This window comes from Roseibium salinum (genome assembly GCF_026240905.1).
In the GTDB taxonomy this organism is placed as follows: domain Bacteria; phylum Pseudomonadota; class Alphaproteobacteria; order Rhizobiales; family Stappiaceae; genus Roseibium; species Roseibium salinum.
The window spans coordinates 3,004,240-3,022,898 of record NZ_JAPEVI010000003.1 but is presented as its reverse complement, the minus strand read 5'-3'; the positions used below and the strand labels follow the sequence as shown (position 1 = coordinate 3,022,898).

At 61.0% G+C, this 18,659-nt stretch carries 17 protein-coding genes and 1 tRNA gene; 3 read left to right on the top strand and 15 right to left on the bottom strand.

The features are described 5' to 3' along the window. Positions 1–233: 233 nt before the first annotated feature. The 3 genes from rpsA to aroA form a co-directional block, all read right to left on the bottom strand. Positions 234–1,934, bottom strand: a complete 1,701-nt coding sequence (gene rpsA / locus ON753_RS18575) for a 30S ribosomal protein S1 (RefSeq protein ID WP_265964275.1) — start codon at positions 1,932–1,934, stop codon at positions 234–236. Positions 1,935–2,208: 274 nt separating this feature from the next. Continuing rightward, positions 2,209–2,835, bottom strand: coding sequence for a (d)CMP kinase (gene cmk / locus ON753_RS18570; protein ID WP_265964273.1), 627 nt, complete (start codon positions 2,833–2,835; stop codon positions 2,209–2,211). Continuing rightward, positions 2,832–4,187, bottom strand: a complete 1,356-nt coding sequence (aroA, locus tag ON753_RS18565) for a 3-phosphoshikimate 1-carboxyvinyltransferase (protein WP_265964271.1) — start codon at positions 4,185–4,187, stop codon at positions 2,832–2,834. Before aroA ends, cmk begins: the two co-directional genes overlap by 4 nt. A 315-nt stretch (positions 4,188–4,502) precedes the next feature. Here aroA and ON753_RS18560 point away from each other — a divergent pair, with 315 nt between their 5' ends. Then, complete coding sequence (locus tag ON753_RS18560) at positions 4,503–4,895, top strand: TIGR02300 family protein (protein ID WP_265964269.1); 393 nt, start codon at positions 4,503–4,505, stop codon at positions 4,893–4,895. 150 nt (positions 4,896–5,045) lie between these two features. Next, positions 5,046–5,121 (top strand) — tRNA-Ala (locus ON753_RS18555). A 128-nt stretch (positions 5,122–5,249) separates the two neighbouring features. Here the strand turns inward: ON753_RS18555 and ON753_RS18550 are convergent. From ON753_RS18550 to ON753_RS18525, 6 genes are all read right to left on the bottom strand, one after another. Continuing rightward, positions 5,250–6,668, bottom strand: a complete 1,419-nt coding sequence (locus ON753_RS18550) for a carnitine 3-dehydrogenase (protein ID WP_265964267.1) — start codon at positions 6,666–6,668, stop codon at positions 5,250–5,252. After that, positions 6,665–7,576 carry a 3-dehydrocarnitine:acetyl-CoA trimethylamine transferase BcoG gene (gene bcoG / locus ON753_RS18545; RefSeq protein WP_265967200.1) on the bottom strand — a complete coding sequence of 304 codons (912 nt, stop codon included), beginning with the start codon at positions 7,574–7,576 and terminating at the stop codon, positions 6,665–6,667. The genes ON753_RS18550 and bcoG overlap by 4 nt, the downstream gene beginning before the upstream one ends. A gap of 458 nt (positions 7,577–8,034) precedes the next feature. Continuing rightward, entirely contained in the window at positions 8,035–8,388 is a 354-nt protein-coding gene (locus tag ON753_RS18540; protein ID WP_265964266.1) for a hypothetical protein, read from the bottom strand. A gap of 44 nt (positions 8,389–8,432) precedes the next feature. Then, positions 8,433–8,789 carry a TadE/TadG family type IV pilus assembly protein gene (locus ON753_RS18535; protein ID WP_265964264.1) on the bottom strand — a complete coding sequence of 119 codons (357 nt, stop codon included), beginning with the start codon at positions 8,787–8,789 and terminating at the stop codon, positions 8,433–8,435. Positions 8,790–8,882: 93 nt separating this feature from the next. Beyond that, on the bottom strand, positions 8,883–9,290 hold the full coding sequence (locus ON753_RS18530; RefSeq protein ID WP_265964263.1) for a TadE/TadG family type IV pilus assembly protein: 408 nt from the start codon (positions 9,288–9,290) through the stop codon (positions 8,883–8,885). 56 nt (positions 9,291–9,346) lie between these two features. Continuing rightward, positions 9,347–10,591: a TadE/TadG family type IV pilus assembly protein gene (locus ON753_RS18525; protein ID WP_265964262.1), complete on the bottom strand. Its 1,245-nt coding sequence runs from the start codon at positions 10,589–10,591 to the stop codon at positions 9,347–9,349. Between the two features lie 897 nt (positions 10,592–11,488). Between ON753_RS18525 and ON753_RS18520 the strand changes: the two genes are divergently transcribed. Continuing rightward, on the top strand, positions 11,489–12,400 hold the full coding sequence (locus ON753_RS18520; protein WP_265964261.1) for a TolB family protein: 912 nt from the start codon (positions 11,489–11,491) through the stop codon (positions 12,398–12,400). 1,021 nt (positions 12,401–13,421) lie between these two features. Here the strand turns inward: ON753_RS18520 and ON753_RS18515 are convergent. The 6 genes from ON753_RS18515 to ON753_RS18490 form a co-directional block, all read right to left on the bottom strand. After that, a complete protein-coding gene (locus ON753_RS18515; protein WP_265964259.1) occupies positions 13,422–14,306 on the bottom strand; it encodes a hypothetical protein in 885 nt (294 codons plus the stop codon). Positions 14,307–14,475: 169 nt separating this feature from the next. After that, entirely contained in the window at positions 14,476–14,808 is a 333-nt protein-coding gene (locus ON753_RS18510) for a hypothetical protein (protein ID WP_265964258.1), read from the bottom strand. 629 nt (positions 14,809–15,437) lie between these two features. Further along, on the bottom strand, positions 15,438–15,800 hold the full coding sequence (locus ON753_RS18505; RefSeq protein ID WP_265964257.1) for a hypothetical protein: 363 nt from the start codon (positions 15,798–15,800) through the stop codon (positions 15,438–15,440). A 137-nt stretch (positions 15,801–15,937) separates the two neighbouring features. Further along, entirely contained in the window at positions 15,938–16,597 is a 660-nt protein-coding gene (locus ON753_RS18500; RefSeq protein WP_265964255.1) for a hypothetical protein, read from the bottom strand. A gap of 2 nt (positions 16,598–16,599) precedes the next feature. After that, complete coding sequence (locus ON753_RS18495; protein ID WP_265964253.1) at positions 16,600–18,000, bottom strand: selenium-binding protein SBP56-related protein; 1,401 nt, start codon at positions 17,998–18,000, stop codon at positions 16,600–16,602. Positions 18,001–18,173: 173 nt separating this feature from the next. Next, the gene (locus tag ON753_RS18490) at positions 18,174–18,524 is read right to left on the bottom strand and encodes a carboxymuconolactone decarboxylase family protein (RefSeq protein ID WP_265964252.1); all 351 of its coding nucleotides are present in this window, start codon (positions 18,522–18,524) and stop codon (positions 18,174–18,176) included. Between the last annotated feature and the right edge of the window lie 135 nt (positions 18,525–18,659).

The following is an 18,659-nucleotide window of genomic DNA, read 5'->3' as shown; positions in this document are numbered from 1 at the left end:
CAACTTCAGATGATACACCGAAATACCTGATTTGTCGCCTGTTGCGGCAAGCACCGGCTGCAGCGGCTGCGGGCGCCTTTTCTGGGGCCGGGGAGGGACCGATATGTGCATCAGGCGGCTCGTCCTTGAGGCCCGCCGCCCGGGTCATTCCCACGCGCGGGACCTGACGAAAAAAGCCCGGCATCGCTGCCGGGCTTTCTCGTTTTCGGGTCTTCGCAAAGAGCCGGAAAATCCTAGTCGTCGTCGGTCGCCTGCTTCAGGGCCGCACCCAGGATGTCCCCGAGCGATGCGCCGCTGTCGGAAGAACCGTACTGAGCGACGGCTTCCTTCTCTTCGGCGATTTCGAGGGCCTTGATCGACGCGGAGACCTTGCGGGTCTTCTTGTCGAACTGGGTGATGCGGGCATCGAACTTGTCGCCGACGGAGAATCTCTCCGGCTTCTGTTCGTCGCGGTCGCGGGACAGATCCGCACGGCGGACGAAGGCGGTCAGGTCGCTGTCGGCGATCTTCACTTCCAGGCCGCTGTCCTTCACCTCGATGACTTCACAAGTCACGATGGAGTTCTTGCGGATCTCGCCGGCAGCGCCGGATTCCATCGGGTCGCCGCTGAGCTGCTTGATGCCGAGGGAGATACGCTCTTTCTCCACGTCGACGTCCAGAACGACGGCCTTGACCGTGTCGCCCTTCTTGAACTCCTCGATGACCTGCTCGCCCGGACGGTTCCAGTCGAGGTCGGAGAGGTGGACCATGCCGTCCACGTCGCCTTCCAGACCGATGAACAGACCGAACTCGGTCTTGTTCTTGACCTCGCCCTCGACGACGGTGCCGACCGGGAACTGCTCGGCAAACGCATCCCACGGGTTCTGCAGGGTCTGCTTGAGGCCCAGGGAGATGCGGCGCTTGACCGGGTCGACTTCCAGGATCATCACTTCCACTTCCTGAGAGGTGGAAACGATCTTGCCCGGATGGACGTTCTTCTTCGTCCAGGACATTTCGGAAACGTGGATCAGGCCTTCGATGCCCGGCTCCAGTTCCACGAATGCGCCGTAGTCGGTGATGTTGGTCACGCGGCCGGTGAACTTGGCGTCGATCGGGTATTTGGCTTCGATGCCGTCCCACGGATCGGTTTCAAGCTGCTTCATGCCCAGGGAGATGCGGTGCGTCTCCTGGTTGACGCGGATGATCTGCACCTTGACGGTCTGGCCGATGGTGAGAACTTCCGACGGATGGTTGATGCGGCGCCACGCGATGTCGGTGACGTGCAGCAGGCCATCGATGCCGCCGAGGTCGACGAACGCACCGTAGTCGGTGATGTTCTTGACCACACCTTCCACGGTATGACCTTCTTCCAGGCTCTGGACCAGTTCGGAACGCTGCTCCGCGCGGGTTTCTTCCAGAACGACACGGCGGGACACGACGATGTTGCCGCGGCGCTTGTCCATCTTCAGGATCTGGAACGGCTGCGGGGTGTGCATCAGCGGGGTCACGTCGCGAACCGGACGGATGTCGACCTGGGAACGCGGCAGGAAGGCAACGGCGCCGTCCAGATCGACGGTGAAGCCGCCCTTGACCTGGTTGAAGATCTGGCCGGTGACCTTTTCGCCGGCTTCGAACGCGACTTCCAGGCGGACCCAGCTTTCTTCGCGGCGGGCTTTTTCGCGCGACAGAACAGCTTCCCCGAGAGCGTTCTCGACACGCTCCAGGTAAACTTCAACTTCGTCGCCGACCTTCATTTCGCCGTCACGGCCTTTGGCGCCGAATTCCTTCAGCGGCACGCGGCCTTCGACCTTCAGGCCGACGTCGATGACGGCGAGGTCCTTTTCGATGGCGATAACGGTGCCTTTGACAACGGCACCTTCATACAGGTCGTGATCGACGAAAGACTCTTCGAGAAGAGTCGCAAAATCCTCGGTGGAGGGATTGAAATCAGTCATTTATTCTCCTGGCGCCATTTGGCGCGCCGCCGGCGGGTTTGTGTTGCACTCCGGACTGTCCGTTTCCCGGGATCGCGGTTTCCGCAAGATCCTGCCACTCAATGAGCGGGCCGGCGGGGGCGGGAGACGGAAAATCCGGTCTCGTCACAGGCCGCTGAAAATTCAGGCGCCCTGCCGAATATCATTGTCGTTCCAAAGGAACATGCAGCCTGTCGGCCGCCAGAGTTCCGGATGCGCAAACAGGGGCACACCCAGGGTGAGCCCCACGTCCATCTCAAGCATCCCTGGCGCGGGAAACGATTTCCACGGCCGCCTGGAACGCGGTCTCTATATCCATTTCTGTCGTATCAAGCAAGACCGCATCGTCGGCTTGTTTCATCGGAGCCACGGTTCTCTGGCTGTCGCGCTCGTCCCGGCGCATCAGATCCGCCAGTACGGAGGCGTAATTCGCCTCCTGGCCCTTGGACAGCAACTCCTCCGTCCGGCGCCGGGCGCGGGCCTCGGGAGAGGCGGTCACGAACAGTTTCACGCTCGCGTCCGGGCATACGACGGTGCCGATGTCGCGTCCGTCCAGCACGGCGCCGGGAGGCGTTTGGGCGAACCGGCGCTGCAGATTGACCAGCTCTTCCCTGAGGCCGCCGAGAACGGCAACCCTCGACGCCGCTTCGCCGATCTCATGAGCGGCCAGCACGGTCTTGTCCATCTGCGCCAGGTCGAGGTGGCGGGCAACCTCGATGGCGACGGCCTCGTCCCCCAGAGGCAGGCCGTTGGCCAGCAGCGACGCGGCCACCGCGCGATAGGTCAGGCCCGTATCCAGGTGGCGCAGGCCGAAATGATCCGCCAGCCGCCGCGCGAGAGTGCCCTTGCCGGACGCCGCCGGACCGTCGATGGCGATGATCATGCCGCCTCGCTGGCATTTGCCGACAGCTTCGCCCCGAGCCCCTCGAACAGCGCGGTGAAGGAGGGGAAGCTCGTGGCGATCACGGCCCCGTCGTCGACAGTCACCGGCTTGTGGGCGGCCATGCCCAGGACCAGGAAGGACATGGCGATGCGGTGGTCCAGATGCGTGGTCACGGTGCCGCCGCCGATATTGTTGGCGCCGCCCGTAACCGTCAGCGTGTCCTCGGTCTCCACGCAGGGAATGCCGTTGGCCTCCAGGCCGCGGGCAACCGCGGCCAGGCGGTCGGATTCCTTGACGCGCAGTTCTTCAAGACCGGGCATGAACGTGTCGCCTTCGGCAAAGGCCGCGGCAACCGACAGCACCGGGTATTCGTCGATCATCGAAGGCGCGCGCTCCGCCGGCACGGTAATGCCCTTCAGCCGGCTGGCCCTGACGCGCAGGTCGCCGACTTCTTCACCGCCGGCCTGGCGGCGGTTGAGGATCTCGATGTCGCCGCCCATTTCGATCAGCGTCGTGATCAGGCCGGTGCGGTGCTCGTTGAGCAGAACGTTCTCGATGACGACATCGGAGCCGGGCACGATCAGCGCCGCGACGATCGGGAAGCCGGCCGATGACGGATCGCCCGGCACGTCGATGTCCTGGGGCTTCAGCTCCGGCTGGCCGGTCAGCCTGATAACCCGTTCGCCCGCCTCGTTCGCGCTCACGGAAATCTCCGCGCCGAAACCGGCCAGCATCTTTTCCGTATGGTCACGGGTCGGGATCGGTTCGATCACCGTGGTCACGCCCGGCGCATTGAGGCCGGCCAGAAGCACGGCGGATTTGACCTGTGCGGAGGGCATCGGCACGCGGTAGGTGAGCGGCAGGGCCTGTTCCGGGCCGCGGGTGGATGCGGGCAGCCGGTCGCCCTCGCGCGCGATCACATTGGTGCCCATCTCGCGCAGCGGGTTCAGCACCCGGCCCATGGGCCGCTTGGACAGCGACGCATCGCCCACGAAAGTGGCGGAGATATTGTGGCTGCCGAAGATGCCCATGGTCAGGCGCACGCCGGTGCCCGCATTGCCGAAATCGATGACGTGTTCCGGCTCCAGCAGGCTGCCCAGCCCGATGCCGTCAACGGTGTAGGAACCGTCGGCCTGCTTCTCGATGGTGGCGCCGACGGCGCGCATGGCGTCCGCGGTTGCCAGAACGTCTTCCGATTCCAGCAGGCCCTTGACCGTGGTTCGCCCGACGGCCAGCGTGCCGAACATCAGCGACCTGTGGGAAATGGATTTGTCGCCGGGCACGCGGATCGTGCCGGTCAGCGGGCCTGCCTTGTTCGAGGTCAAGGGAGTAGGCGCAGAATCGTGTGACATCTCAATGTCCGCAATTTGGATCAACCTGCTTTTCCACTTGAAAGCGGAAAGCCGATCGAATCAAGAGTTCCAGGCGATCTTTCTGCGTTCCGGGGAACGCGGGATGCTCCGGATCGGTTGTCAAAAGGTGCCACGTCCTATCATGTGGATGCGGCGGCGTCATCCATCCGCGTGCTTGAAATTTAACCTGCAACATGCAGAACAATGGGGTGAACGGAAAATTCGACTGATTTAGCTTTGACAGCCGTCCCGCTTGACGCTATGGGCGGCTGCAGATTCAGTCAGTCAGTGACTTAACGAAGAAGGGTGAGCACAGTGGCAAAACCTGAACTAGGCACAAAGCGGCTGTGCCCGAGCTGCGGCGCCAAATATTACGATCTGAACCGCACTCCGATCACGTGCCCCAAATGCGGCACCGTTTTCGAAGCTGTGATGACCTCGCGCGCGGCCAAGGCGGCCAAGGTCCAGCAGGCACCGGAAGACGACGAAGAAGAAGAGGACACGGCGGCTCCGGAGCTGGTGACCCTGGAAGAGGCGGACGCGGAAGCCGAGGGCGGCGACGACGACGTGCCGGACCTGGCCGAGGCGGAAGTCGATCTCGCCGATGACGACAGCGGCGACGACGACGTTTTCATCGACGATGAAGACGAGGACGAGGATTCCGTTCCGGGCATCCGCGTCGAAATCGACGAAGATCCGGACCGGTAAACCCATGACCGGGCAGGGCTTTTCCCTGCCCGGGCTTATCCACACCTGGCGGAAAAATTCCTTCCACTTTCTGCTTGATCTTGCGAGGCGGTGTGACTATGTTCCGCCTCCATCAGCGCCGGAGACCCAGACCGGCCACATATGGAATTAGGGGCCATAGCTCAGTTGGGAGAGCGCTACAATGGCATTGTAGAGGTCAGGGGTTCGATTCCCCTTGGCTCCACCATCCTCCAAGTTCCTCGAAAAATCTGCGTCCGCCTGCAACCCGCAGGCATGCCGTTCCGCGGCTGACTGTTCGTCAGCGGCGAAGGCAAGCTTCGGGCGCAATGCAGTTGCGGCCCGGTGCCATACCACTCAACCGCGCTGGCCCACATGCCGTCCCGCGCCTTCCGGCACCGGCAGTGCGGCATGTGCTTCGGCGAGGGCGGTCAGTCTTGCGGCGATGGCCGGGGCCGGCGGGCAGCTTCTGCGGGTGGTGAGGTCGACGTGGAAGAGCAGGGTCTCGGCGGTTGCCGCCAGGCTGCCGTCGCCGCCCTTGAGGAAATGGAAGAGGTGCATCTTGCGGCCTTCCGCCTTCAGCACCTGCGTGGTGATGGTCAGGCGCTCACCGGCGTGGAGCTCCTTCAGGTAGCGCAGGTGGTTTTCCACCGTGAAATAGCTCTTGCCGCCGGCGATGTAATCCGCGTCGGCGCCGATCATTTCCATGAACCGGTCGCTCGCCGCCGCGGAGGCCTCCAGGTAGCAGGCCTCGTTCATGTGGCCGTTGTAGTCCGTCCAGCCCTGGGGGATCTGCCGGTCGGCGGTGACGGGCAGGCCGTCCGTTTCCGGCCGGCGCAGCAGCGCTTCGTGCCGGTTGAGGACGCCGCCCGCGCCGCTGCCGCTTTTTTTCAGCGCCCGCAGCATGCCGACGAGATTGTCGTCCCGCAGCCGCTCCAGCACACGCACGGACAGCTGGCCGGATTGCGCGTCCGACTGCCCGGCAACGAGCTCCACCAGCGCGTCGTCGAATTCCGGCACGTTGGTGAGCTTCGTCCAGGGCCATTTCAGCGCCGGTCCGAACTGGGACAGGAAGTGCTTCATGCCGGCTTCGCCGCCGGCGATGCGGTAGGTCTCGAACAGGCCCATCTGCGCCCATCTGAGGCCGAAGCCCATGCGGATGGCCTCGTCGATCTCCTCCGTCGTCGCGATGCCGTCCCTGACCAGCCACAGGCTTTCCCGCCAGACTGCCTCCAGCAGGCGGTCGGCGATATGGGCGTCGATTTCCTTGCGCACGATGAGCGGGAACATGCCGAGCGAGCGCAGGATCCCGGCGGCCCGCTCCGTCTCTTCGCGCGCGCCCACGAGTTCCACCAGCGGCAGCAGATAGACCGGGTTGAACGGATGGGCGACGATCGCGCGTGCCCCGCCCGCATTGAGGTCGGAGGGCTTGAAGCCGGAGGTGGAGGAACCGATGACCGCCTTTTCCGGCGCGAGAGAGGAAAGGCTTGCCAGCACATCGTGTTTCAGCTCCAGCCGCTCCGGCGTGCTTTCCTGGACCCAGCCGGCACCGCGGACGGCCTCCGCAAGGTCGGCGTGAAAGGTCAGGCGGCCTTCGTCCGGCAGCGCCCGGTCGTAGAGCGCGGGCAGGCTGCGCCTGGCATTGGCGATCACTTCGCCGATCCTGCGCTGCGCTTCCGGGTCCGGATCGAAAACCGAGACATCCCAGCCGTTGAGCAGAAACCGTGCGGCCCACCCGCCGCCGATCACGCCGCCGCCGACAATCGCCGCCTTCATTTCGGTGCCCTCTTCGATAGCCCGAGCCGGGCGCGTACATCCTGCGGCCCGATGATCCGGGCGCCCATGCCCTCGATCACCCGCACGGCCTTTTCCACCAGCTGGGCATTGGTCGCCAGAACGCCCTTTTCCAGGAACAGGTTGTCCTCCAGCCCGACACGCACATTGCCGCCCGCCAGCACGGCGGCGGCCGCATAGGGCATCTGGTCCCGGCCGAGGCTGAAGGCGGACCATGTCCAGTCGCGCGGGACGGCGTTGACCATGGCCATGAAGGTGTTGAGGTCGTTCGGCGCGCCCCAGGGCACGCCCATGCACAGCTGCACCAGCGCGGGAGACGCCAGAACGCCCTCGGCGACCAGTTGCTTCGCGAACCACAGGTGGCCGGTGTCGAAGGCCTCGATCTCCGGCCGCACGCCGAGCTCCGTCATCATCGCGCCCATGGCGCGCAGCATGCCGGGCGTGTTGGTCATCACGTAGTCGGCCTCGGCAAAGTTCATCGTGCCACAGTCGAGCGTGCAGATTTCCGGCAGGCACTGGGCGATATGGGCGATACGCTCGCGGGCGCCGATCATGTCGGTGCCGGTTTGATTGACCGGCAGCGGCGCCTCGGTGGAGCCGAAGACGATGTCGCCGCCCATTCCCGCCGTCAGGTTCAGCACCACATCCACATCCGCCGCGCGGATGCGCTCGGTCACCTCTCGGTAGAGGTCGAGCCGGCGGGACGGGGCGCCCGTCTCCGGGTCGCGGACATGGCAATGCACGACGGCCGCCCCCGCCTTGGCCGCGTCGATGGCGCTGCGGGCGATCTCTTCCGGGCTGCGCGGCACATGGGGCGAACGCTCCTGCGTGCCGCCCGCGCCGGTGACGGCGCAGGTGATGAAAACGTCGCGGTTCATGGCAAGCGGCATGGCGGCTGTCCTTCCGGTCACTGGCTTCTTTCGGGAAAGAATGGCGGAAAGCGCAGGGTGGATCTATGCGGTTTTGGAAGAAAATCGTGCAGGATTGGAGAAAAAGGAGTTTAGCGCGGTTGCAGGCTGCTTCTCGTTCCTGAATCTCAGCCGCGGCGTCCCGAACAACGACGGAAAGGGCACGGCACGCCTCCCGCTCCGTGAGTCATCCCGGACCTGATCCGGGATCTATTGGCTTGTCCAGTCTGCAGGACGTCTGGACAGGTCGCCGCACGTGCGGCAAGTGACTGTTTCAAAAGAAAATTCTCTGGAAATGATTGGATCCCCGGTCAAGCCGGGGATGACCCCAGGGGAGGGGTGTCGCTGGGGCCGTCCGGCAAAGCGAGCAGGCCGGACAGGTTTCCCTGCCCGGCCCGGCCGCGCCCCCTGCCTCATGGGGGCCTTCCGAAACAGTGTGCTCAGAGCACGGCCTTCAGCAGCAGCTCGAGAGCGCGTGGCAGAAGGGAGTAGAGCGTGTAGATGAGCGAGCCCCAAAGGACCAGGATCAGCACCAGGTTATTGAAGGTCAGCACCGGTTTTTTGCGCCGCTCATCCTTCAGCCGGTCGCGGTTCCTGCGTTCCTTGCCGAACAGGATGACGAGGAAGTATCCGAACGCACTCAGCCTGACATCGGCCTTGTGCTGGTCGCTGCCCCGCTGCTTGACCACCTCGAAGATCGCCTCCCTTTGGAAGTCGCTCAGACCCTCGGTCGCAGCCGGGTCGATGTCCTTCCAAAAGGCGACGGCTTCTTCTGTTTCTACTCGTTTCAGCATGCTTCCCGCCTCCGTGAGATCGGTTCCATATCAGTAAATTCCTGCTATTTCGTTGCACTGAGTATCGGTGCGATCCTGTCGACATTGATGTTCACTGTCGAAATACTGGAAAACGGCAGGATGAGTTCGAAGGGGAAACCGACGGAGATCTTGATATAGTCGGTCCCGGAGATGTTGGTCGGCGTCGCGACGACGGATAGACTTTCGGTGTTGATGTCGTCGAGATAGGCCTCCATCGCCGTCACGATCTGCTGGGGCGTCGTCTTGGCGTCCAGGTTGATCAGCCTGACGGCCCGGCCGAGCGCGTGGTCCACCTCGTTCCAGGTCTTCAGCGCGCGCCCGAATTCGACGATGCCGAAAATGATCATCAGGAAGACAGGAAGCACCAGCGCCATTTCCACGGCCGCAAGGCCGCTCCTGTCGCGGAAAAAGCCGGGCCGGGCGGGCCTGCGCGCCCGGGCCGCGGGGGATGTGCCGTTCCGGCGCTGCCGGGATCAGCGGATTTGAACATGGGTCTCAGACTCCAGGGTGAAGACCGGCAGCAGGAAGCCTGCATGCGGCTTGCTCGCGCTGATATCGAGGAAAACCGAGGGGGGAACCTTTGCCGAGCACCATGAGGTGCACTGCACCGCCACGCTGCCGCAGGAACAGGTCTTCACCACCGAGACGGTGACCCCCGGCGCGCCGTTGGTGGAAGCGGTGACGAGGTCGGCGATCTGCTGTGCCTCGTTGACGTTGGCCATGGCCGCCTGGGCCCCGCTGCGGGTGCTGTGGTCCAGGTCCATCCGCTCCTTAACGGCAATGCCGACATCCAGCATCAGCAGCAGCCCCAGGATGAGGAACGGTGCCACCAGCGCCATTTCGACTGCGGCCACGCCGCGGTCGTCACGGAAAAATCTCATGTGTTTACCCCAGCCAGCCGGCTTTGCGCCGGATTGCTTCTTGAAACGTCCAGCACTCATTCGACGAGCTGCACCAGTTGCTCGTTCTTGATGTCGTTGAAACCCATTGTCGTGCAGTCGCTGCCGATCCCGGCCGTGCCGGTGATCTCGATCGTGTTGGCGACGATCTGCGTGCAGCCGCCGCCGATCGAGCTCGTTCCGGCAAATTCCACATGGCCGGTGGGCGAGTAGATCGCCCCGTGCAGGTAGGAGGACGAACTGCCGTTCAGGATATGCGTGGCGTTCGCCGCATTCCGGTCGACGAAGATCAGCACGCCCTTGTAGTCGCCGGCTGTCGGCGCGCTCAGGGTGACGTTCGCCGTGCCGGCGACGCTCACCGAGGCGCCGTTGGTCAGGTAGAGCGTCACGCCGCTTCCGGCGACGGTGGCGCTCGATTCGATCGTGAGCGTGCCGCCGTCGACCACATAGACGCCCTCGTTCATGGTCACGGTGCGCTTGATCGACAAGCCGCCGCAATAGCGGCCGGGCGAAATCGTGTAGGTGGCGGACTGCGGCCCGGCGAACACGTTCGTCGGCTCGCACGCGCCGGTCGTCGAGGGCGCCGGTACGCCGGCAAAGGGATCCTCGATCGGGTCGGCATATTCGATCGGCGCCGAGCATTCCGACATGGCGAGCCCGGCGGTCGCCGAAACCTGGCCCACGGAGGAAACGCAGGGCGTGCGCGCCTTGCCGCTGCCCGAAACGGTCACCGCGTCGCCCGCCAGCGAGTTTGCGTGAACGTTGCAGCCCTCCAGCGTCGCGTCGGCCGAGCCGGTGAAGGTGACCGCCCCGGCGGCATTCGGGTCGAGCGACAGGATGCAGGTCGGGAAGCCCTGTTTCAGCCGGGCCACCGCGCGGCCGGAAATCGGCACCGTGCCGTTCAGAAAGATCGATGTCAGCATCCGCGGCAGGTCTTCCTGGACGGTGATCTCCACCGCCTTGGCATCGCCCGCATAGGTGCCGTTCACCGCAGGCCAGCTGGCGGTGATCGTGCCGATCGACGCCCGGTAGCCGGTTTTCACCGCCGCGGCCGTCGCCGCGTCGGCAATCGCCTGCTGGGTCTTGTTGAGCCGCAGTTGCGAGGCACCGGCATAGGCGGCCACGTCGGCCGAGTTCTGCAGCTTGCGCTGCGTGAAATACCAGTAGGTCGCCTCGGCCCCCAGTCCGAAACCGCCGATCACGACCGGCATGACGATCGCCGTCATCGTGGCGATCGTTCCTTTCCGGTCCGCAGCGAAAGCGCGCGAGAGTAGCCGTATCATCGTGTTTCTTGCCTCAAGGTGACTGATTGGTTACGGACCCTAGCAACAAAGTGTTACGACAGATAAAACCGGATATTTAGATTTTTGATTAAAATTAGTTCTGTTTTAGACTTGCATAAGCACCCATATATACAACCTTACCTAGCGGGAGTCTTGGCGGAAATACCGAGTGCGAGCCCTTGGAAATACTAGCCATGATTGCAATTGCGGGTTCTGACGAGCGATTTTCGCGTGTGGGCGCGACTTGCAACTGCGTCAGGTTGAGCCGGAAAACCCTGCTTTCGGCCGGTTTCGGGCCGGATAACCCGGATTTTTATAACCACCGGCCGGTTAACGATTTGCGCCCGCCGGCCCCGTTTGCCGGCAAACCTTCCCACCACCGCCCGCGACACGGGCCGCGCCGTCCTCCCGAACCCTCGCGCCCGCACCATGGCCTCCGCTCATGCCACTGCCTCGCCTCCCCACCGGAGTCATCCCCAACTTGATCGGGGACCCAATCGTTTCCAGAGCGGCGGCGCCCGAAAACCGGTGTCCGCCGCCCGCGACACACCTCGCGACACACTCGTCCTCCCGAACCCCCATGCCTGCGCCACGGCCGACGCCCACGGCCCCCGCTCATGGCACCGCCTCTCCTCCCCACCGGTGTCATCCCCGACTTGATCGGGGACCCACTCATTTCCAGAGCGCCCGCGCCCGAAAACCGGCGTGCGCCACACTCCCGTGTTCAGGGACATGGTTGACGGCCATGCCAGTGCGCCCCGGCGGTGGACGCGAACGCATCACTGCGGGATGCACCGAGCGCGCGCAACTCCACCATGAGACTGTGCAACCGGTCTACGCTCGTGCATCCTGACCCGGAACATCTGGCCCGCAGGCAGCAATCGGGAGACGTCTTTCATGAAGAGCATTGTCGCGGCATTCGATATCGAGACCGGCGAGGAGACCGTCCTTTTCGAAACGGATCGCCACCTGGAAGCGCCGAACTGGACGCCCGACGGGGCGGCGCTGATCGTCAATGGCGGCGGCCGCCTCTACCGGCTGCCGCTGGCAGAACCGGCCCTTGAGGAGATCGACACCGGCTTTGCCGACAGCTGCAACAACGACCACGGCATTTCCCCGGACGGGACGATGCTGGTCATCAGCGATGCGTCGGTGACGCGGGAAAGCTGCATCTATACGCTGCCGCTCGGTGGCGGCACGCCGGAGCGGATCACGCAGGCCATCCCGTCCTACTGGCACGGCTGGTCGCCGGACGGGCAAACGCTGGCCTATGTGGGCCGGAGAACCGGCGCGTTCCAGGTGTTCACTTGCCCGGCCGAAGGCGGCGCGGAAATTCAGCTCACCGAGGACTTCGACCATTGCGACGGCCCGGACTATACGCCGGACGGAAAGTGGATCTGGTTCAACGGCGAGCGCGCCGGCTCCGTCCAGCTCTGGCGCATACGCCCCGACGGCAGCGACCTGCAGCAGATGACGGCGGACGAGCGCGTCAACTGGTTCCCGCACCCGTCGCCCGGATCAACCCGCCTTGAGGCGGAACCGCCTGAAGGCGGAAAAGTTGATCGATCTGAAAGTGACGGAACATCCTGCGTGAACGCAGGATGCTCCGATGGCCGCCACATCGTCTATCTCGCCTATGAAGCCGGCACCAAGGGCCACCCGGCGGAAAAAACCGTCCAGCTCCGCCTTCTCCCCTCCGAAGGCGGCTCCCCGCGCGTGCTCACGAAACTGTTCGGCGGCCAGGGCACCCTCAACGTGCCGTCCTGGGCGCCGGACGGGAAACGGTTTGCGTTTGTGCGGTATGGGTGAGGGGAGAACTTCTGGCGATTCTCGGGCCTCCAGCTACGGCGTCCTAGATTCAAACATTCACAATCCAGATGCCAGATACACTTGTGTTATCAAGGCAGAAGTGCTGCAATTCGAGAGCTATTGTAGCGCGCGATGGGAGGTCATCGATTATGTCTAGATACCCAGAGCAGAGTTGCCGAAATTGTGAATATGCAACCTGGCAATGGTCCGAACGGCGCTATCCCGACGGGTACCATAGAATAATAGTGCAACAAAAAGCTCATTGTACGGCGAGTGCCGCGTTGGCTCCGATGGCCGATAGGTTGACCAGAATTGACGCTCGTAAACCGTATATTGACTGTCCAGCTTGGTCATTTCATGATCATCCAAGTCGAGCGCGACGTTAACAGCTTACTAGCCCGTGAGAAGATCAGTGAATGTACGCGCCCGAATTTCAGAACGCTTAAATTCAATGTTTGGCGGATATCCATCGCAGCCGACGACGCTCACTGGTCCTGGTAGCTGACTATGCATACACACCAGTGTTGCGGTTGTGAATTCTTCGGAAACCACGGCTTCATGATACATGTGACGTTTGACCCGATACATTTCTCCCTTTTGCAACGTCCTTTGCGAGCGGATGTGCGCTACAGCGCGTGTCGCGGTTCTATATAGAACGTTTGCTGTCGATGAAATGTAGCGGTCACCTTCATATCTTACGCTATAAAGCGGCCTTCCTGCCGTCTCAGACGTTATTATATCGTAGTCAATGTTGGTCAGTTCCCCCATTAGAATGCGGCTCTCAACGTGACGGTCGTGTGTGTGAATAAAGGCGGGCATGCCCGTAATTGTCTTGGGTCCTGCCGGCCACAGATGAAATCTCCAATCTTCTGTTTCAGTTTGATGTAATCGGACCACGTAGAATCCGTGAGGGTGAAGTAAGCATTTTGGATTCTGGTCAATAAGCCAACTCTTGATTTGACCAAGGAGAGAAACCACTGGGGTTGTGTGAACATATTCAATCGAAAGGGGTAAAGTAAATTTAGCGGGCATAGGGAGACGGGGACTCGAGTGCTTTAACTGCGTCGTCTTTTAGTTCGGCAATGATAGGGGTAGGGGTATCCTTAAACAAGTCCTCCAGGGTGGCGGGTAAGGAATGTCTGCGTCCCATGTTGGTCGATAAAGCAGCATCTCGGATCCACGTGAATTCAGTCACAAAAGCTGCATGGTTGCGGTGTGACGAGAGATAGCGCGCAGCAATATCTTTAGGGTCTTCGCGAGTAACGAGAATTTCTTGTGAGGAGCCTTCAATTCGGAACGTAGAAAGGCGCGAACTGAGATATAATTCGATGTTGATGAAAGTAGTGTTTTCGTTTGCGGTTTGGATAAGCGCAATAATTGTGGATAAGACTTCTTTCTGAACATATTTTCTGCTCCAAAGTTTGGAGTCAAATGAAGCTGATCGTCGATAGTTAGCATATTTTTCGCAAATCGCGTTGTCTCGGAAATCTAAAAGTATAACTTCAATGTTCACAGGTCGACGCTCTCTTCTTGCTGCTTTTGCTATAAGTGGAAGTATTTCGGATCGGAAATGCCGACCCGTTCGCACATAGATTTTGTAATCGTGAGCGTTATTCGCCATATTTTGCAGCGTCGGGCCAATATCTTGAGGTAGTAGTACCGCCTTCGATTCAGCCGCAGTCGGATCTTCAAAGAAGTAAGAAATAAATAGTGCGGACACAAGTGCAAATACGGCGCTCGCAACTACTGAGATAAGTAGGCTGATGATTAGATTCCATGCGCGGATGTCAGGTAAAAAGTAGTAAATCGCCCAGAGCGTAGCTAACGCAAAGGCAATAATTAGGATCGACAGTAGCAAGAAAGTGCGTCGCTGGTAGCGGGATGCAAAAATAGCTGACAGGGACATGAATCTAATAATCCGTAGAGGTAGGTTTCAGTTGATCGATGAGCATATGCGTAACGCCTGCGTAGATCGAACGTGGTGAAATTTCGCAACAGCCAATTACCGTTTACTTTGCAATGAAATTTCAGGCGTTGTAGAGATTATTCTTAATAGTTCTAAAATGATAGTGGGTTTAGATCTTCTTTATCAAATCCCCAATGCTATTTACATCAGATAACAGGATTAAATTAGTATTGTTGTTTATTTGTTTTTCAGAGTAGGTCTTATTGTTAACCAAATCAAAGAAGTAAAATTTGCGATTACCAAGTGCGGAATTCGCATATGCTGTTCTCATCAAGTGACATGCTACAGCCCCATATTTTTGTGTTAACTGGGGTTTTTGAGTAGGCCATAAAGAGAAAGTGCTTTGATTCCCTGCTTTCAAGTATTCGAATAGAGGGTCTGTTACTACAGAAATTCCTGCTTCTTTGAATTGAATGGCCTTCGGACTATCTACCACTGCCAAGGAAGCTATTGTCCCAAATTTAGCGCGAAATCCGTCATAAGCTTGCCGGTTGTATTTTCGTTCGGCTTCGTTGGTTGGTCTCTTCAGAACCTCAAGCGCTAAATCGCTCTTGCCGTTGCAGTGAAGGCGAACAGCATTCTGGAGGGGTTTTTAGTAGTCGTAGCCGCCACTTCCTGAAAGTCTCTTCTGAAGTTCAGCGATTCTCCCTCCCGTGTCGAGAAGACAGATTTTTATGAAGGTGGTCAGAGAAAACTTAATCATGGTTCACCCAAGAAATAAGCTGCTTATTGTAATTCCGTCAGATCTAAATAAATGATTCTCTCGTCATGATATACTGTCACAAAAGCCTAGTGTTGCAAGTGATTTCTACATTTCTATAGCTGATATGGAGTGCTTCAAAGCTGTCGGAGTGCTTCTGATGCTTCTTGCTCATTTCTCCGTTGTTTTGGAGATACATTTTGATCCTGCGTGTACCAGTCGGTACTCACACCAGATACCCCCTCAGCGTCTCATCTTTGTCATCCAAACCGTTTCCATATTAAACCAACTCTTGGAAATGAACCGCAGGCTGGCCATTCGTGCACGGCAAGGGCGGCGGCCGCCGCTGGCGATCGTGGTCACGGAGTGGGTCAGTGAGGGCGGTGTTGAACCGGTATCATCGCCGTTCCCCGGTGGACGTCCGACGGGCTCAGCGGCGGGTTCTGTACGATTGCCAGGTCACTGACGCGCGGATTGATGTCGTCTTCCTGAGCTTTTACGTCACACGGCCATTCCTGAAGCCCCATGAGCTGCTTTACTTCGTTGAATACGTGGAGCGCGCGTTCATGCCCCGTTGGCGGCGGACGTGAGAAAAAATGCTCGGTCGGGGTGATCAGCGGGACTGGCTTGTTCGGAAAACCGATATGCTCATCCAGCCATGCGGACTGTTGAAGGATCCAGTCCTCCTGATCGTCATCGACGATATTCTTTTTTCGTGAAAATAGCCCGAACACGCTTTCCCCCTCTTGAAGTGCGTCTCGACACGGGCGCACAACGCCAAGCACCTCTTTCTTACATCTGCAATTTCTCAATGAAAATCCCCGTGAGGAATACACCTTCTTCACCTCGATGAGGCATGTTCCGCCACCCCCTACCCAACCACCACCGACCCCACACTCACCACCCCGACCAGCACCAAACTCCCCGCCCACACCACATCCAGATTAAACCAGCTCCTGGAAATGAACCGCAGGCCGAGCCATTCGTGCACGGCGAGGGCGGCGAGGCCGCCGCTGGCGATCATGGCCAGGGTGTGGGCGGCGGAGACGGTGAGGGCGGTGGTGAAGCCGGTTGCCATCAGGATCGACGCGGCCTGGTGGCCGGTGTCCTGCGTGCTGCACAGGCCCAGATAGATGGGCACCAGCATCAGCCCGGCGCCATGGGCGACGGCGACGGCGAAGGACCAGAAGACCAGCCGTGTGGGCGGGATCCGGGCGATGAAACGCGGGTGCCGCCGCCGGACGAGGAGGACGAGGCCGGCGACGGTCACCAGCACTCCGGCGCCGAGGCGGATCGGGCGTTCCCAGTCGACCAGCAGGGTCAGCACGGCAAAGGGCATCAGCACGCCCGCCATGGCCAGGAAATGGCCGATGGCGAGCGGGCCGAGGGCGAGGGCGAGATCCCGGCGCCCCCTGCCCATCAACCCGGCGGAAACGGCCAGCGGCCATCCCATGCCCGGGTTGATGCCATGATAGATGCCGCTTGCAAGGACGGCGGTCCAAAGGCCCGCCGTCGTCCAGCCGGGTTCCAAGGTCAGACGGACGGATAGCAGAAGGAATCCGTCGAGCAGTCACCGCCCTCCAGCCGGATCTGGTGCGAGCGGTAGCCGTCCGGAAATTCCACGAAGAAATCCTTGTCCAGCGCGAAGGACCCGTCCTCGCCGACATCGGCCTTCACCATGGCCGCCGGCACGCCGTCCGGATAGAACTGGTCGTCCCAGGTCGAATAGAGCGAGTTGGTCCAGTAGACGCGCTTGCCGTCGCGGCTGATCTCCACCATCTGCGGGCCGCCCCTGTAGGTGCCGCCGCCCGGATGGCCGGTCCTGCGCGTGATGCCGCCGATATGGATCGAGCCGGCCAGCACCGGGTTCATCGGGTCGCTCACGTCATACTGGCGCATTTCGCCGGTGCCCCAGCAGGAGACGTAGAGGAACCGGTCGTCGAGCGACAGGTCGATATCGGTGATCAGCGGCGGAACCGCCTCGAAGCCCTGCAGCAGGGGCGGCAGGTCGTCCTTGGCGGCGGCCTCCGGCGGGATCGTCGCCGTCTTCTTGCAGTGGAACTTGCCGTCCTCGCGCCACCAGGTCCAGATCGAGCCTTCCAGGTTTGTGGTGTCCACCACGACGCCGACGAAGCCGTATTCCTTCACCGGGTCATGGGCCGGCCGGACCTCGAGGGCCATCTGGTGGTTTTCGCCCAGATCGATCGTCTGGACGTTGCGGCGCTCGCGCAGGTTCCAGAAATGCAGGCGGTGCCCGTATTTGTTCGACAACAGGTCTTCCGGCACGAGGCCGTTCTCGAATTGCGGCGGCAGCGCCCATTCGCTGGACACCATGTAGTCGCGCGGCAGGTTCCACCAGAAATCGTATTGCTTGTCCTGGGAGCCGCGGTCGATTTCATAGCGTCCGATGACCTCGAACGTCTCGCAATCCATGATGAAGATGCCGGGCGCGCCCTCCGTGCCGTCCTTGCCGCCGCCGCCGAGCGTGGAGACGTAGATCCCCTCCGGGCCGCAATGGATGGTGTGCGGCCGGGAATAGCCGGTCTTGGCGAAGACTTCTTCCGGCTCGATGATCTTGTGGATCTTGGCCTCGCTCGGGTGCGGCTTGGTGTCGATTATGTAGATGCGCGACGAGCGTATTCCCGGAACGATGAGATAGCGCCGCTCGAGAAAGGCGTGGCCCGTGAGGGGCGAGAGCGCCGACGAACAGGCATTCCATCCGAAATGATGAAATTCATCGCCCTTGTTCGGCATCATCACCTTGTGCACGATCTTGCCGTAGTCCGCCGACGTGGGATTGACGTCGACGACGCCGACACCGTCGGGCTGCGAGAAATCGGGACTGAGCAGCAACACGTAGGCGAAGGTCTCGACCGGCGCCTGCATGGCCAGTTTCGGTGAGGCATGGAATGTCGGGTCAGGTCTTACAGTCATGGTCTTCCTCCCGTTTTCGCAACGCATCCTGGGTGAGACCGTTGATGAGAGAATTCCTGGGTGCCATCCTGCAGGAAGCGTAACGCCGGCACCATAACACGCAATGGATCCGAACTCATTGCCTGACCTGCATTCCCGTGGCTGCCGGCGTCGCCATCGCCGGAAGCCCCTTCTCAATCGCCTTGCGACAGCCCGTCAAACGCCGCCAGCGCCTCTGCCCCGTAGATCATCGACGGGCCGCCGCCCATGTAGATGGCGACGCCGATCACCTCGAGGACTTCCTCGCGGGTGGCGCCGTATTTGGCAGCGGCGCGGGCATGGTAAGCCAGGCAGCCATCGCAGCGCGCGGTGATGCCGATGGCCAGGGCGATCAGTTCCTTGGTCCTGGAATCCAGCGCGCCCGGCTTGATGGCCGCGCCCGCCAGGGCGCCGAAGGCCTTGGCGACATCCGGCGCGTCCTTGCGCAGGGCGGCCATGCGCTCGTCTGTCTGCCCTACGAATGAATTCCAGTCGGTTATGGCCATTCTGTCTCTCCTGGTTCGCGAATGAGTGTCGCGAGATTATTCAGGCGGCCGGTTCCGGGCGTTGATGTAGCGCAAGGTCGGGACAGGTGCATCTTTCTTTTGGTGTGGTAAATTTGAATTACACGTCAGGTGGAC